We start from the raw sequence: 16394 nt of genomic DNA, 5'->3' as shown, positions 1-16394 counted from the left end.
AAGGGACTTTTTCAGTGCCCTCTTGAAGAACGTCGGGGGGTCCGTATTTTGTGTACTCAATTGCTCGCATATATTCTCCTCCAATTCGTTATATTCATTTAAATCTACGAAGGTCTACGAACAAATAGAACGTGGGTTCACTCCTTAAACTATTGGCCAGTTATATACCTGATTTCCATTAAGGGTGTAAAAATGCAATCCTTTTAAAATAGTTTTATCAATATCAAATACTCCTAAATTAGTCAGGTATTGTGTTAGGCATAAACGGATGACCAGAACGGTATCCTCACTAGCGATGGAGACAAGAACTTCATCTATAATGAGGAAAAACAGTTGATAGAAGCACGTCTTTTTATTGGATATCTCTGTTTATTAATATTTAGAAATGAAATGCCATCACTGTACTTTTCATCACATTTTTTATGTTAAGCAGGACATTCTAAAGTTACGTTGGTGTAATGTTAAATTTTATTTCCAAAATAAAAAACTAATTAAGTTTTTAATGAATAATGATTAGTGCGATTGCCTTTTTTACAATTGACATAATCACACTATAAGAAACTTGGTAAGGAGTTTGAATTAGGTGACTAACTCAAAAGAAGTATTACTATGGAGTATTGCTCTTCCTGGCTTTGGTCAATTTTTAAATGGCAAACTAATAAAAGGTATTGTTTTTGTATTTTTAGAATTCCTTATAAATGTAAATGCAAATTTTAATGTTGTTATAATTTCTAGTTTTCATGGAGAAATCGAAAAAGCCATTGCTCAAACTGATTACTTATGGCTAATGTTTTACCCTTGTTTATACTTTTTTGCTATGTGGGATGCTTATAAAGATGCTGGTGGAGGAAATAGAAAATATTCTTATTTACCATTCGTTTTTTGTGCTTTCTTTGTAACAGTGGGGTGTATATATTCATCAACTTTCAAGATATTCGGATTTTTATTTGGCCCAATATGGTTACCAATTTTGTGCGTGATACCAGGAATTTGGATAGGCCATTTACTAATGAAAATCATTAAATAAGCTATTGAGAAACCTGAGAGCCAGTGAATTTAATTAGTATTCTTTTAACAGAAACTCTAATTAAATTATATAAATTACAATAATTAATAAAGTTTGAGATTGAGACTAAATGTATTAATTAGAAATATACCCTGAATAATTACCAATATTTTTGTCATTCTAATAAGAGAAAATAAATAATGAAGGAGCCTTTTGTATGAACGTAAATGAGTTCGGCTTTCTTTGGTATCTACAATCAAGTTCGAATATGGTTAATATTATTTTAAAGAATCTTATTGACACTGCTGAGGATAAAGATTTGAGAAGTGTTCTAGATGAAATCAATTCATTATCTACATTTCAAGAAAAAGAGGCTACAAAGATATTAAATGACAGCGGTTATAATGAAACGCCATTTTTCAGTGAAGTTGATTTATATAACTCCTCAGTAAAGCTTTTTACTGATCAATTAATCATTGAAATTCTTAAGCATATTACCGGAAATGGGATGCGGGTCCTCGCTTCTCAATATTCAGAACTAGCGGATATGAATGTAAAGAAATTCTTTAGTGAAGTCCTCACTAAGATTATTCAAATTGATGAATCTCTCTTAGTTTTATTAAAAGAAAAGAACTTGTTACAAAACAGTCCATTTTTATACATGAAAGCACATGAAAGAGAGAGTAAACTGTTTAAGGTTTTATCTACACAATTGAGACCACTTAATGCGGTAGAATTGGGACATATGTACAGTGCACTTCAATGCAATAATGTTGGTGTTGCTCTATGCGCTGCTTTTGCTGATGTTGTAAAAGATGAAGAGTCAAAGCAATTATTTAATGATGGCAAGAAATTGGCATTTCATCAAGCTGCTACTTTATCGGATATTTTCAGGGAAAACGGAGTTAGTACTACAACTGGACTAGAGAGCTTCGTTCATAGGGTCCATGAATCTCCATTTTCAGATAAGTTAATGACGAACCTAATAATGTTTTTAAATCCTATTGGAATAATAAATTTACAAAACGCTGCTGTATCTAGTTATAAGAAGAATCATGTCAAAATACTAAGTGAATTAATGGAACAGGTCCAAAGTTTTTCAGAAAAAGGGTTTAAACTATTGGTTAAAAAAGGTTGGTTTAATGAACCACCATTAACTAGTAGGTCAATTAAATAATTATAAACTGAACCAATAGTGTAAATAATAAAGAAGGAGGAATTTCATGGAAAAATTAACCGATTCTATAGAGCAAAATTATGAGTATCCCCATAGCTGAAGCTAGGGGTTTCGAAAGAATAGGCTTTAAAGCCGCATTGTCTTTACGAGGGCTACCACAAGTCCCGCTATTACATCAGACCGAGGTCTTCAGCTTTGCTTTTCTTTTTTTTATGATGATTATTTTTCTTGGGGATTGGAGGAATTGTTTTCGCTCCAGTTCTTCGAAGACATCCTTGGTATGTTTACGGACAATATTAAAAGCTCCATTCACATCGGCATGGATCAAAATCTTAGAACCCTTGATTTTGTAAAAAGCTCGACTGCTTCTATACCCGCTAAAATTAGTTTGGTGCTCTTCCCCGTAAGTTGGAATCGGGTCATGATTCAAGAAACTAGATTTAGTGGTATAGCTTTCTTCTCGGACAATGACTTGAATTCCATGTCGTTCTGCTTTGTATCGAATCATTCCTATGAAAGTGGCATATGGGATTTGTATGAAGGTTTGTTTTGTAGTCTTATGCATATCAACCTCCATCTTCCAACCTTCATTTTTACCTATGATGATTGTATCAATGGTTCTTTCTTGAGCAATCTCCACCACTTTTGCACTGGCCTTATGTAAAAAATCCATGACTCGATTGTTCCTTTTTCGGTCTAATGAAGTTAATCTTGTGCTGTGAAACTTCCCTTCCTTTGGTCCTTTTCCATTTCGAAGGATACTCATGTATTTGGCTCTTAATTTGTTATAGTATTGATTGATTGATTTTAACCATTTGCCCTTGATAAGCAGAGGCTTTAGCCCCGTGTTATCGATGATAGTTGCCAGGTTATCTACGCCTAAATCAATACCCATTACTCGTTTCGGCTCAAATACCCACTCATTTAATTGTTTTTCAGATCGTTTGATCTCCTTTTCCTGTTCACTTTTAAAAACAACTTCCATTACATACCGCCCATAGGACGGGACAATTCGTACTTGTTGTAGTTTCCCATCTGTATGTACGATTTTTCCCAGTTTTAATGTAAGAGGAGTTCCTGGTAATGAAAGCATATTTCCATTTTTAATTTTGGTAATTTGATTGGTTAAATAACAGGTCGTGCGTCCATTTTTCGGTTTGTATTTTGGAATCTTTGGCTTTCCGGAAAAGTTAGTAGGATTAATTTTATATTTCTTAGAGGCTTCGAAGAAACTTTTCCAATCATCATATACCTTTTTTATTGTTTGTTGATTGGACTGTGAGGGCATAGAAAGGTAATCGGTTTGTTTCATCACTTTAAACAGTGCTTCTACAAAGGTATAGGGAAGGAATGCTTTCTCTGGATGGGGCATTTCAAATAGCTTTGGTTTTGTCTCAAAAACATGACCATTATTATCGACTTTTTGAGACTTAGATTTGGCTCTCTCAAAACTTTTTAGACGAATTTTATTCATTTGAGGTAAATGGACTTGGATATCTGTTAGAAGTTGAAGCTGATTTTCATTTCTAGTTTCTTTTTTTAAAGCTGTGTAAACCTGTCTAATATAGTAGTTGGTGATATTGTACAAGTTTTTCGCTTTAAAACAGAGTGAGTCACAGTAGTCGAACAATTCATGTCCGGGCTGAATTTGTATTTTATAGGATCGATACATTTCGTTTACCCCTTTTTAGGAACAAGCGTTCTATTTGTAATTCCATTATACCAAAGAATATCATAGATTGTATAGTAAAATTAATGCATTATCCTAAAAAATCGAACAAAAAAAACAGCTTATATCCCCATATCTAAAGCTAGGGGTTTTACGCTGCTTTTTGATAAATTTTTCCACGATAAACTTACAAATTGTGAGGATATAGAATTTTAAACCCTCGAAATATTAAAGGGAAGCAAATTATTTTTATCTATTGTGAAAATATTCTTGACGAAACAAATATTATACGAATCCTTGCTTGAAAAGTTGTCAAAAATTATCCTCACGGAAACGATGATGTCGATATCACAGTATTAGAAAATGTGTTTCCCACAGCATCAGTTTTTTTTCAGATAAAATTGAGGATATATTGTCGTACTTATTATACGGTTTTTGTATCATCTTATTTCCTAACAAGAATAAAGCAGGAATATTCTGTTACTCTAAAAAGACTTTGCCATCTACTTGAAAATGTTCTTGCAAGCATCTGAGGATTATTATGAGAGGTTTTGGTTAGGAGTTACATTAAGAGCTGTACGATTCTTTACACTTTTAATAGCATTATTATTGCCTTGAATCGGCTACACTTAACTGAACAAAAAAATTAAGGTCAAGTAGACTAACCGCCAAACCAGGGCATACTGCTTACTAGCATAAGAGATCCGTACTAGCAACTTTACTAGGAGAGGTGGGTATGCTAGCCTGTTCGGTAAGCCAGATGTCATTACCATCTGGTTTCCTGGCTGGAAAAGCATGCCCGCAGAGGCTCCTTGTCAAGTTGCGGTGGTTACCCGCAAAATTTGTAAGTCTACTTTTAACATACGTAAGAGTTGAAAATCGTTGGCATTACATATGTTTATTTGTCGATCTTTATAATAGGGAAATTATTGGTCATAGTGCTGGGCCAAATAAAGATGCTGGACAAGTGTGACCGTCTAGATAAATGACACAGTTTTTGCTCATTTAAGTGACACACTTAACTGGAAGTTAGATAAAAACCAATGTCATTTGAAAGGGAGCATCTACGAACATGATTCTCTTATTTTGGGCAATTAAGAAAGCTGTTTATGGCAGTATGTTTTATGAATGTTATAAGAGCCGAAATATACAAGTAGTGTATAAAAACTTGCATATTTTAGGCTCTTATAATTTTATTCCGTATTACTCACAATCTTAAAGGATTAGGAAGCTTATTAGAATTCCTTCAAGATGTTGAAAAGGCTGCTTGTGGTCATCAACCTTCGGTTGTTTTAGAATCAACTGGTCATTATCATATTCCCGTTATTCAGTTTCTAGAGAAACAAAATTATGTTTATATTCTCGTCAATCCACTTATCTCTCATAGAGCCAAGGGCACAAGCCTTCGAAAGGTAAAAACTGATGCAATTGATGCTTATCACCTTTGTGAACTGTTTTATAAAGAGGAACTAGAGCCTTACAAGAAGCGTGGAGTTCAACTATTAAACCTTCGTAATCTGACAAGACAACAAGAGAGTATTGCGGAAATATCAGCTAAAACAAAGATATAGCTTCATTCTTTAATTGATCAGGTTTTTCCTGAGTATCGAGGTGTATTTGGAAGCCTATATTCGAAAGTATCATTACTTACTTTACTAGAATTCCCTACTTCTAAGGCTGTATTAAGTGTGAGTGAAAAAGAGTTAACGGATAAAATAGCTTCATTATGTATGAGTCGTTCGGAGTCATGGGCAAAGGAAAAGGCACAGAAGTTAAGAGAAGCAGCCCTTCGTGATCCTTTTCAAAACAATCTCTACGATAGTCATATTTTTAACCTTGAAATCTTGGTTAAGATTGTTCTTCAATACCAAGAGCATCTATCCAATATCGCGGATGAAATAGATGCCCTCGCTAGTGAAATTGAAGAATATGAAATCCTTCAATCTATCCCTGGAGTCGGAGAAAAAATCGCTGCAACGATTATTTCTGAAATCGGAGAGATAGATCGGTTTAATGATTCCCGTAAAAAGAAAACGACTGATGAGATTATTCCACGCAATAAAAGATTACGAGAGTATTATGACAAGAAACGAGATGAAGGAAAACCCTTTAGAGTAGCCATTATTGCTTGTGTAAACAAACTCTTACATTGGATTTATGCCTTACTAAAAAGCAGAACAACTTTCCAAGATATAGCTTAGGAACCAAGGAAATCATGAATCAAATTGAGACAGAAGGTTTCCCTTTTAAAATGGATCATTTCCCTTGGTTTTTTCCCAGTATTGCTGAATATTCATCTTTAATGGAACAAGTGGGCTTTAGAGTGACCTTTGCCCACCGCTTTGATCGGCCAACTCCATTGGACGGAGACCGGGCAATTAGAAACTGGATTGATATGATTGGCAGCAGTATGTTTGAAGGGATTCTTGATGACTCAAAAGTACGTATCATATCACAAGTTGAAAACAAGCTTAAAGACATTCTATATAAAGATGGCAGCTGGATTATAAATTATAAAAGGATTCGTGTGATCGGAATAAAAGAATAAGGAAAGAGGATGTCTCAAAAGGGTTGGACCTCATGTTTCACACTCCATTTTAGTCGCTTATTAGGAAGAAATTAGCGACCTGGTGAGGTCTAACCCTTTCTATTGAGACATCTACTTTTTTACACAAATACATAGTCCGAATTGGTGAGATCATTTAATATAACGTTACATATGGTCAAGAACGCACTAATTAAGAATACTTGATAAACCATTTCTTTGTAAAAAGCCGTCTAGACGGGCAGCCAATTTTCCAAAGATGAAATTAGTTCCAAACCTCTTCAAGCGTATCTCTGAATAATTTATCCAGCATCGGTGTAAAGTCTGGTATGGAAATATTTAAGGTGTTTGTGAATTCACGAAGACGAGTGATTTCCTCATTTAAAAACTGGCTGATGACCTTGATTCGAGGCTCCAGATCCAGTTCTTCCCCATGCATTTTTCTTTTTAAAAGGATGTGAATTTCTTGCTTTAATTCCCCATCTGGTACTAATTTTTCCAACAATGTGGAGAATTCTAATGGAGGAAATTTATTGAACTGTTCTATCCACTTTGCAGCCAATACCGGTCGTAGTACATAAAAATATTTTTTTATCTTCACGTCATCACCTTGTAAATATTCTCGGAAGTTATTACTGGCCATATTCAAATAGTGATGAAGACAGGAATGTGGGGCAAAAATAGTTTTACTAAGCTCCTTCATTTGATCAATGGTGGAAAACGCTTGATAGTAGACAATTCCTGAATGAAGCCATTCCATTAGAGGCGGATTGGATTTCCTAAAAAGCTTTAAAGCTTTGGTCAATTCCCACCCGGTAACATCAAGTAGGTTATTGATGGGAAGTTCAATGACATCCCGTTTTTTCCCTACCCCTATTTGGTCAATCGTTAGGTAATCATCTTGGTTATGTACATAAATAAACCGAACATCATAATCACTATCTTTAGATGGAAACTCCCAAGCTCTGCTGCCGGATTCACACGCATAAAGGATTTTAACGTTATAGTCTATTTCGATGTTTTTCAACGTTTTAATAATTGTTTCTATCAATTGTATTCCCCCCTAGTTTCTAATCGTGAAAATATGTTTTTAAAGTGCCTTCGCAAAGGTCTGTATATAATGAATGTAAGCATGATTAATAGTATCGCAATCATTAATTTTTTCTTCATATTGCTTTCCAAACCTAAACAAGCGTCTCTACGTATTGTATAAGCGTATCCGATTATTTCTTTCTAAAAATGGTAAATCCGCAAAAGCTGAACCGAGTGATATTGCTAAAGGCGTATATATAAGCCTATTAACATTTATTTCTGAGGGCTTTTTTAAATAGAAAAAAAGAAAAGAAAAACCACTAAGTAGGACAACACTAAGCAGGAAAGTATATACCCTTTTTCGTATATCAACTGAATTTATGTTCCTTACATTTCTAATAGATCCGATGACAAAATAAAAAAGGAGAATAATCAGAAAAATCACATATCCAATTACAAATATAAAAGTAAATGAATTATCGATTTTCATAAATATGATGAACAATGTAATGATGAAACCTACTAAACCTACTAAACCTACTAAACCTACTAAACCTACTATATACATAATCCATGCGAAAACATTTTTCCTCGTTATTTACCACCTTAAATTCCCATATTTATCACCATAAACCGCTGCTTCTAGTATTCCGTTTATTTTTCTAAATTTTAACATACCAGTTTTTTTACAGTTGTTTTTTTTTAAACTTATTGAACAAAAAAGCCATCGAAATAACAGCTTGATCCTATCATCAATTCGCCCCTTAAAATTTAGTGTTAAAAGATATTACCCATTGATTATTAAACCTAATTAGATATTCATTAAATTAGGTTTATTCCATTCCATTTAAGTATTGCAAAGGAATTTGATATCAACAATCAATAGTTAAAGGAATTTCATGCGCATTATGCCACATTACGATGTGAGCTATTTTTTGCCTCACTAATTAGATATCTATATCTAAAGATGGTTTGGCGTAATGAAGAAAAAAGAGATTGGGGTTGCCATGCCTCAATCTCTTTTCATATTTAACTCTCTGACAATCGTTGTGGGCATAATCAACTGTCAAGACGAGACTTTTTCACCCATCCATTTAAAGCATTCAACATAATAAATTAGAGTATGGAACCGCATTTGGTACCATCCTCTTTGTTACAACTTACTATCCGTGGATTTTACTATTTCTTCAATCAGTTCTTTATCATCTTCTATTAAACCTTTAGTTGAATTTTTAAATTCCCTCAATGATTGGCCGACAGCACGACCAAGTTCCGGAAGTTTTTTAGGTCCAAAAACGATTAGTACAAGTACTAAGATTAATATTAATCCTGGAATCTCAATATTTTACAAAAATCCCCGTTCCTTTTCAAAAATATTAAATTCCTCATACATTTCCTGCTCCCTTTATTCTAAATTCCACTAATCTGTCAAAAGCCAAGGATTAAATTTTGATTAAAATCCTAAATCAAATAGGATTTCATAGTAAAATCATCAAGTGCTTTACTTCCCAGTTAGGAGGCATTTATGAATTCATTTTTTCATTATGTAAAATCTTTATTCTGTCATCCTACCACAAGGTGGATGATGAGATTGTTATTTTATTTTTTAATTCTGTTAGGCTTACTAACAATTTATGGATTTAAAAATTCCGGTACTTTTATTTATAACGAATTTTAGAGGTGACACCATGAATTTTTATTCACAACTACAAAAATGGTCTGAATTATATCCTGAAAAGACCGTTTTTTCATGCGGAAATGAGAGCCTTACATATAGGCAGCTTTATAATATGTCCGAGTCTTTAGCTTATTTTTTAAACAATCTTTTGCTGGATGATTCTACTCCTATTGTGGTTTATGGTCACATGGAACCATTAATGCTTGTTTGTTTTTTAGCATGCGTTAAATCAGGTCATCCGTATATTCCGGTTGATACATCTATTCCAGATGAAAGAATTGCAAAAATTATAGAAGATTCTGGAGCTAAAATGATGTTATCACCTATTGATCTGCCTCAAGTAGGTTTGGAACATCTATCCCATCCTTTGAATGGAGATCGTTTACGAGATGCACTCGTAAAGAATCAAGGAAAAACCGTTTCTTCCGAGTCATATGTTCTCAATGATGAAAACTTTTATATCATCTATACGTCAGGGAGCACAGGAAATCCAAAAGGTGTCCAAATTTCTTACAACAATTTAATGAGTTTTACTCACTGGATGACGAATGACTTCGGTTTAGCAAACCATCAAGTCTTTTTAAACCAAGCACCTTTTTCGTTTGATTTGTCAGTGATGGATCTGTTCCCTAGTTTATTCTTAGGAGGAACCCTTTGGATGCTGCCCAAAGAGTATGTGGCAGCGCCTAAAGAATTATTTTTATCGCTTGAAAAGTCCTCCGCGAATATTTGGACGTCTACTCCATCCTTTGTGGACTATTGCTTATCGGATGAACAGTTTTCAGCATCTCTACTCCCTGAATTAACAACATTTTTATTTTGCGGAGAAGCATTACCAAGTGCAACGGCTTTAAAATTGAGAAAGAGGTTCCCAAATGCCACTGTATTCAATACGTATGGTCCTACTGAATGTACAGTAGCAGCAACAAGTATCAATGTGGATGATTCCTTGATTGAAAAGTACGAATCATTGCCAATTGGCATTTCAAAAAAAGATGGCGAAGTTTATATTCTGTCAGAATCACTTGATGAACAACCAGATGGGGAAAAAGGTCAAATTGTTATAACCGGACCTCATGTGAGCAAAGGGTATTTGAATCAACCAGGTTTGACTCGTAAATCATTTTTCGTCCTCAATGGGCAGCCTGCTTATAAAACAGGAGACCTTGGCTATAAAAAAGATGGATTGTTATTTTACGCAGGAAGAATGGATTTCCAAGTGAAAGTGAATGGATACAGAATGGAGCTTGAAGAGATTGAGGCACAGCTTTCTTCCCTGCCGTTAGTACAAAACGTTATGATTGTACCTAATTACAAAGACGGGAAATGCGAATTTTTAACAGCGGTGATCATCCCAGCTCCACATAAATTCGAAAAGGAATTTCAACTTACCAGTCAGTTAAAAAAAGAATTGCGTGCTCTATTACCGCAATACATGGTACCGAGAAAGTTTGTTTATCGCCCAGCTCTTCCCATGACGAATAACGGCAAGGTAGACCGAAAAAGAGTTTTACATGAGGTTACTGTATGACGCCCTATGCAACTTTACTTTATTTTATGATTGTTGGCATCTTGCTTATCCCTGTCGTAGCAGCGGGATACCGGAAAAAAAGGTTAGGTTGGTATAACGCTCTCGTTACGTTTGTCGTGCTCTTTATGGCATTCGCAGCTGACCTTCATCAAGCGTATTCCTTTATTGCCTATGTCATTTGGGAGATCATCCTTGTTTCCGTTTATATACGGTATCGATCAAAGCAAAATTCGTCACTTGTTTTTTATCTTGCTATTTTTCTTTCCATCATCCCTTTATTGTTAATAAAAATCTTGCCTGCCTTCGAATTGAATAACTGGTTTGGATTTTTAGGAATTTCTTATTTAAACTTTAAAAATGTCCAAATGGTAATTGATATTCGAGATGGTTCGTTAACATCTTTGACCATAAAAGAACAACTTTCGTTTTTATTGTTTTTTCCAACCATATCCTCCGGTCCAATCGACCGTTACAAACGTTTTAAAAAGGATATAGGCACCGTTCCTTCCAGAGAAGAGTATCATGAGCTTCTTTATAAGGGAATTAATAAGATTTTTTTAGGCTTTTTATATAAATTTATTATCGGGTTTCTCATCAATAGTAAATTAATTTCAACACTTTTTATCCAAAACCATACGCTGCTATCCGATATTAGTTATATGTATCTGTACAGTTTATATTTATTTTTTGACTTTGCTGGATACAGCAACTTTGCCATCGGTTTCAGCTATATTATGGGGGTTAAAACGCCTGAAAACTTTAATCTTCCTTTTTTGAGCAGAAATATTAAAGACTTTTGGAACCGTTGGCACATGTCACTTTCATTTTGGTTCCGGGATTATGTGTACATGCGATTTGCCTTCATAATGCAAAAGAAAAAGTGGATCAAAAACCGTTTCACCATTTCCTATCTTGGTTACCTGCTTCTCTTTTTATTAATGGGGGTATGGCACGGTCTGGAACTTCACTATATTGTGTATGGGTTATATCATGCTCTTTTAATCATCAGTTTTGATTGGTTTGCACGAAAAAACAAAAAATACTCATTCTGGAAAAAGAATAAATGGACACATGCAATCTCGATCGTCATCACCTTCCACTTCATTTGCTTTGGATTTTTAATCTTTTCCGGTCGATTATTTTAATATTAGGAGGAATTATCATGTCAGTAAAAGAGACAGTGTTGGATATTTTAGAAGAGATTTGTGATTCGGATATTGTAAGAGAAAATTTAAATATCGATTTATTTAAGGAAGGTCTATTGGATTCGTTCGGAACGGTTTCATTGCTTGTTGAAATTGAAGAACGTTTAGAGATCACAGTGGGGATTTCTGATTTCGTCAGAGAAGAATGGAATACTCCGAATGCAATTATTGGTCAATTGGAGAATCGGTAATGGTCCGCTCCTCCTTTAAACCCTTAATTGTGGCAGTCATCTTATTTTCCATTCTTTTGTTTTTTCCAGCCCAATGGTTACTGCCTTTGATTAATGAGAAGTTGGTGGAGCGAGATGCAGCAGGATTAGACCGCAATATGTTTCAAGGCTATTTAGTTCAACAAAAGATGTTAGAAAATCCTGCCTATTTGCCTATTTATGGTTCTTCTGAATTGGCTCGATTAGACCCTTTTCATCCGTCAAACTATTTTCATGTGAATCCACAGGGCTTCACGCCGTTTTTAGTCGGAACCGGGGGGACTGAGGCACTCATTCACTTTTTAAACTTTTCAGCTCATGCAGATAAGTTAAAAGGCAAAAGGATAGTTTTCGTCTTATCACCACAATGGTTTGTGCCTAAAGGCTCGGATGAATCCCACTTTGCACCCAACTTTTCTGTTTTACAAGGATACCAATTTGCGTTAAACCCAAAAGTGAATCATCCATTAGTGACAGAAGGTTCAAAGCGCCTTTTAGCCTTTAATGTAGTCAAAAGTGATTGGATGCTTTCTTCTCTTTTGGAGGCGAATGTATATCATGATAAATGGCACCAAACCAAAGCCATGGTCATCAAGCCCTTTGCTTATGGTTTTTTACATTTGTTGGAACGAAGAGATTTAATCCTTTCTTTACTAGATGTCCATTTGAAAAAACTTCATCCAAAACCAGCCCTCACACAGAATAAATCATGGGCTGAGCTTGAAGACGCTGCCACCCATATGGCTGCAAAAAAAACAACATCCAATCCGTTCTATGTGAATGATTTGTATTATAAAGCCATGTTACAACCTAAATTGGATAAACTTCAAGGGTATAAAAAGGGAGCAAGTTATGCAAAATCTAGACAATATCAAGATCTGCAACTGGTCCTCGATGTACTAAAAGAAGCCCATGCAAAACCTTTATTTGTTTCCGTTCCAGTCAATGGTTACTGGTCAGATTATACCAGTTTTCCAACCAAAGGACGCACGGATTATTATGTGAAGGTTAAAAAACAAATTGAAAAGAACGGATTTCCTATTTTAGATTTATCCGGTCATGAGTACGATAAATATTTCTTTAAAGATACGATCCATCTGGGGTATAAAGGATGGGTATCTGTTGACAAAGGTATTCTACAATTTGAAAAACAAAAATAATACGAAAAAGAAGTCTAATCCCTATTAAGAGGTAGACTTCTTTTTCGTTTTCTAGGCATTATTGATTACGTTCACAAGATTTTACCACCCTTGCCATCTTTTTTACCAATGTACGCCAAGAGATTTACCAATTAATAAAAAACCTACTGCATAATAAAGAAGCCAAAATATGCATTTGAGTGAATAAAATAATGCATACTTTGGCTTCATTGAGAATTTAGATTGTTTTACTAACGCACCCGTTACTTTAAGTACATTAGTTCACATAGTATTTTATTAGATGAAAAACATTATCACGTTAATGAATATGATAGTTATAATTAAACCTAATATAAACTTCTTAACAGTAAATTTCACACTTCCGTTTTGTGCGCCTTTAAAAACTAAAATTGATATTAGTAATAAGAGTAATATAATTGGCGTTGGCACTATTTCACCTCTATTCCTTCATCAATTAAAGCACCCGATAGTTGAACAAGAGATATGTTGTAATGAAGATTATTTATCACCTTATACCTAGATGTCGAGTTAAGTTAAGTCATGTTGATTATAACCATACTTTTCAAAATCCTTTTTAAATAGCTCCCTAACTAAAGCTTTTGTCTCCTCATCATAAAAAAACTGGTATTCTGGTACGTATCCACGTAATTCTTTCACAGACAATTTTACCTCTGAAAATGACTGATTAGTCTTGACAATTAATCTTGGTGCCACATGATGCGGAGATTTAATGATATTTTGAATAGGGGAATCTAATAAGTTATATTGTTTTTCTATATCCTTAATTTTAGTTACGAAATATTCTAATTGTAAATATTTTTGAATAAATATTTCTTCCCCTTCAATATATTGTTGAGCAATATGAATATTAATTGATTCTTTTTTTACACCTATTTTTTTTACCCGATATAAGAATTGTTTAAAGGATAAGCCGTTCGGAATACCTTCTGGAAAAACCTGTTTCAATATAGCTTCATTCCCTAATGTTGCAAAAAATGAACTAACAGCTCTATTATAAGGATTTCGAACAAGTTTATAGACACTTTTTTTATTATTCAAAAGTTCCTTCGCTAATTCAGCTTTATAGTCTACTTGCTTTTCAAATACTTCCATTCTGTAAAAGTGGATCCAAGGGTTATAATCAATCGCTTCATGAAGTAACCCTACTTGGAAGTAGAACCACTTAATAAGCGAAGTACATCCACCTTTTGGACTCCAAAAAAATATTAACGGAAATTCTTTTTTATAAAGTGGCAAGTTGTTAGTTATTAATTTTGTGATGATTTCATGTTTTTTTTCAAAACCTGACATTTTTTTCACCTCTATATTTTTTATCATTAAATGCATAGTTGGCTTTGTTTGTTTGGATTTCAACCTATAATATAGATTTTAACGTATGAATAACGATACCTGGGACTCCTTCTTTAACTAACCTGCCACGTTAGTTCAAGAAGGATTTCAACAAAAAAGGCCGTAATTCCTCCTGGAGCAAACACAGCCTTTATTTGAATATATAAATTAGCTTATTAATTTCCAATCGAATCCCAATACACTTCCCTATCAATTTCTTTAAAGTGTGAAAATTGTCGAACTTTACTTAAGTACATTTTTTCTTCCATATTGTACAATTAGGACAGCGGTTTAGGTTTCCAAAAATTGGAGGTTCGTAATGAGAAAAGTAAAAGTATTGATTCTGACGGTTGTGTTCCTTTTGACTATGGCCCTGCCAGCAATGGCGCAAAGCAATTCCCCTGTATACAAAGGCTCCTATCAAGGTGCTTCGTTCTATGGGTCAGAAGGTACTGTCGATACCAATGTAGACCTTAGTACTAACTTTGAAGGTAAGGATTCTTACATCCTATATTACCAAACCTACGATTATGAAAAAGACGAATACTATTTTGGTAGCGCTGTAGTTCCAGCAACTAAAGTGGTTTTTGACATTAACAAAGGTACTGCCAAAGTGAATCAGACAGTAGAAGTAAATAAAGTTGATTTTACTTGCGATGAAGAAGGAAATTGCACTGGCGTTGAAACTCCTGCTGGTACTAAGTCTATCAATCTTACCTGGGCTTTCAATCAAAAGAGTTATTCTACCTCAAAATTCACTGAGAAAAATGTCCAGATTGATTTCGACGAGTTCATCAAACTTTCTAAGGGTACTTTCAAAGATTACTATAATGTCTCGGTTTCCGGAACCGTCGATGGTAAGGGGACTGATAGTTTTGATTATTCCGGTGGTAATGTATCCACAGGTTCATCTTTCACAATAATTAAGTAAACATTCCGCTAACAAAATCCAAAAACCTAAACCCTAATTTAATATGTACATATAAGGCCGGTTAGTGTTAACCGACCTTTTATTTTGCCGCTAGACTTATGGTTGCCATAGGCTTCTTCGTCATTCCCTTAACCTTCTGGAAGCTTGACTTCATCTCGACGAATGATGGCTTCAAATTTAGCGGCGATATCTTAATTTCCCCAAAGGAATGAGGTCAAGACAGCATGGCCTTGGAATTTCATTTCCTTGCCACCCTTATCATGGATTTCGCCTGTTTCTCCATCAAGTTTTTGTTAATTAGTATCTATTTATTTGTTATATAATGTCATTATTCCTTCTTCGAGTAACCTGCCCCTTTAGTTGAATAGCGAAAGAAAAAAAGGACTGCGGAAACAGCCCCGATTTTGTGTGAAACAATCACCTATTAGTTAAAGAAGAATCCAATTAAGTAAAAATTACCTTTTAGTTTTTTCACTCTTATCAAAGGCAATTTCTATAAAGAATAATAATAGAACGGCAATGATTTCTGTTTTCAATGGAATGACAATGCTATTCATATATTCATCTACCATATGCAATGCAAACCAAGTAAATGTGCAATCCATAACGATCCGTATGATAAATAACTTATATTTACCTGATACATATCGGGATGACAGCGTGATTAAAGTTATAGAAAATAAATCCACTACACCGCCAAAAAGAAGCAACAACAACACAAATCCTATAAGGGAGTATGGGACTAAGTGGACCTCCTTGCGGAGTACCTTCTTTATTTACAGACACAACCCCATTTTTCATGATCCCCGCTTGTAGGTACCGACGAATTAGTTTTAATGTTGGTTTGTCAGTGATAGTCTTAGAAACGATTGACATTAATTTGTCATGTTGCACTTTGTCA

16 protein-coding genes and 2 pseudogenes are annotated in these 16394 nt (G+C 34.4%); 12 read left to right on the top strand and 6 right to left on the bottom strand.

Annotated features, from left to right (window positions below):
* Positions 1 to 583 precede the first annotated feature (583 nt).
* Complete coding sequence (locus J7E66_RS24640; protein ID WP_215004736.1) at positions 584 to 1027, top strand: hypothetical protein; 444 nt, start codon at positions 584 to 586, stop codon at positions 1025 to 1027.
* A gap of 196 nt (positions 1028 to 1223) precedes the next feature.
* Positions 1224 to 2183, top strand: a complete 960-nt coding sequence (locus J7E66_RS24635; RefSeq protein ID WP_215004733.1) for a DUF3231 family protein — start codon at positions 1224 to 1226, stop codon at positions 2181 to 2183.
* Between the two features lie 175 nt (positions 2184 to 2358).
* Here the strand turns inward: J7E66_RS24635 and J7E66_RS24630 are convergent, their stop codons facing one another.
* Entirely contained in the window at positions 2359 to 3855 is a 1497-nt protein-coding gene (locus tag J7E66_RS24630) for an RNA-guided endonuclease InsQ/TnpB family protein (RefSeq protein ID WP_215004730.1), read from the bottom strand.
* Positions 3856 to 4365: 510 nt separating this feature from the next.
* Here J7E66_RS24630 and J7E66_RS32430 point away from each other — a divergent pair.
* From J7E66_RS32430 to J7E66_RS24610, 4 genes and pseudogenes are all read left to right on the top strand, one after another.
* Positions 4366 to 4470, top strand: coding sequence for a spore germination protein (locus tag J7E66_RS32430; protein WP_215004727.1), 105 nt, complete (start codon positions 4366 to 4368; stop codon positions 4468 to 4470).
* Between the two features lie 118 nt (positions 4471 to 4588).
* Positions 4589 to 4825 (top strand): hypothetical protein, encoded by a 237-nt coding sequence (locus J7E66_RS33115; protein ID WP_483861501.1) that lies wholly within the window; start codon positions 4589 to 4591, stop codon positions 4823 to 4825.
* A 223-nt stretch (positions 4826 to 5048) separates the two neighbouring features.
* Positions 5049 to 6053 (top strand): annotated as a pseudogene (locus J7E66_RS24615) (IS110 family transposase); the annotation flags it as partial.
* A 14-nt stretch (positions 6054 to 6067) separates the two neighbouring features.
* On the top strand, positions 6068 to 6400 hold the full coding sequence (locus J7E66_RS24610) for a hypothetical protein (protein WP_215004725.1): 333 nt from the start codon (positions 6068 to 6070) through the stop codon (positions 6398 to 6400).
* A 262-nt stretch (positions 6401 to 6662) separates the two neighbouring features.
* Here J7E66_RS24610 and J7E66_RS24605 read toward each other — a convergent pair whose 3' ends face one another.
* Entirely contained in the window at positions 6663 to 7448 is a 786-nt protein-coding gene (locus tag J7E66_RS24605) for a nucleotidyltransferase domain-containing protein (protein ID WP_215004722.1), read from the bottom strand.
* Positions 7449 to 8582: 1134 nt separating this feature from the next.
* Positions 8583 to 8771, bottom strand: a complete 189-nt coding sequence (tatA, locus tag J7E66_RS24600; protein WP_166262971.1) for a twin-arginine translocase TatA/TatE family subunit — start codon at positions 8769 to 8771, stop codon at positions 8583 to 8585.
* Positions 8772 to 8954: 183 nt separating this feature from the next.
* Here tatA and J7E66_RS32425 point away from each other — a divergent pair, with 183 nt between their 5' ends.
* Genes J7E66_RS32425 through dltD form a run of 5 tightly spaced genes read left to right on the top strand, consistent with a single transcriptional unit; the run spans position 8955 to position 13212 of the window.
* Entirely contained in the window at positions 8955 to 9107 is a 153-nt protein-coding gene (locus J7E66_RS32425; protein ID WP_081416022.1) for a teichoic acid D-Ala incorporation-associated protein DltX, read from the top strand.
* A gap of 10 nt (positions 9108 to 9117) precedes the next feature.
* Positions 9118 to 10638 carry a D-alanine--poly(phosphoribitol) ligase subunit DltA gene (dltA, locus tag J7E66_RS24590; RefSeq protein WP_215004719.1) on the top strand — a complete coding sequence of 507 codons (1521 nt, stop codon included), beginning with the start codon at positions 9118 to 9120 and terminating at the stop codon, positions 10636 to 10638.
* Positions 10635 to 11783 carry a D-alanyl-lipoteichoic acid biosynthesis protein DltB gene (gene dltB / locus J7E66_RS24585; RefSeq protein ID WP_215004716.1) on the top strand — a complete coding sequence of 383 codons (1149 nt, stop codon included), beginning with the start codon at positions 10635 to 10637 and terminating at the stop codon, positions 11781 to 11783. Before dltA ends, dltB begins: the two co-directional genes overlap by 4 nt.
* 17 nt (positions 11784 to 11800) lie before the next feature.
* Positions 11801 to 12034: a D-alanine--poly(phosphoribitol) ligase subunit DltC gene (gene dltC / locus J7E66_RS24580; protein ID WP_035445672.1), complete on the top strand. Its 234-nt coding sequence runs from the start codon at positions 11801 to 11803 to the stop codon at positions 12032 to 12034.
* A complete protein-coding gene (gene dltD / locus J7E66_RS24575; RefSeq protein ID WP_215004713.1) occupies positions 12034 to 13212 on the top strand; it encodes a D-alanyl-lipoteichoic acid biosynthesis protein DltD in 1179 nt (392 codons plus the stop codon). The genes dltC and dltD overlap by 1 nt, the downstream gene beginning before the upstream one ends.
* A 528-nt stretch (positions 13213 to 13740) precedes the next feature.
* Here dltD and J7E66_RS24570 read toward each other — a convergent pair.
* Positions 13741 to 14523 (bottom strand): sulfotransferase family 2 domain-containing protein, encoded by a 783-nt coding sequence (locus J7E66_RS24570; protein WP_215004710.1) that lies wholly within the window; start codon positions 14521 to 14523, stop codon positions 13741 to 13743.
* 358 nt (positions 14524 to 14881) lie between these two features.
* On the opposite strand from J7E66_RS24570, the gene J7E66_RS24565 reads away from it, so the two are divergent.
* On the top strand, positions 14882 to 15493 hold the full coding sequence (locus tag J7E66_RS24565; protein ID WP_215004707.1) for a hypothetical protein: 612 nt from the start codon (positions 14882 to 14884) through the stop codon (positions 15491 to 15493).
* A 455-nt stretch (positions 15494 to 15948) separates the two neighbouring features.
* Here J7E66_RS24565 and J7E66_RS24560 read toward each other — a convergent pair whose 3' ends face one another.
* Positions 15949 to 16206 carry a YrvL family regulatory protein gene (locus tag J7E66_RS24560; RefSeq protein ID WP_215004704.1) on the bottom strand — a complete coding sequence of 86 codons (258 nt, stop codon included), beginning with the start codon at positions 16204 to 16206 and terminating at the stop codon, positions 15949 to 15951.
* Between the two features lie 19 nt (positions 16207 to 16225).
* Positions 16226 to 16394 (bottom strand): annotated as a pseudogene (locus J7E66_RS32055) (group II intron reverse transcriptase/maturase); the annotation flags it as partial.

Source organism: Bacillus sp. ISL-7, from assembly GCF_018613065.1.
Note: the sequence above shows the minus strand (reverse complement) of the source record. Positions and strands in the feature narration are given on the sequence as shown.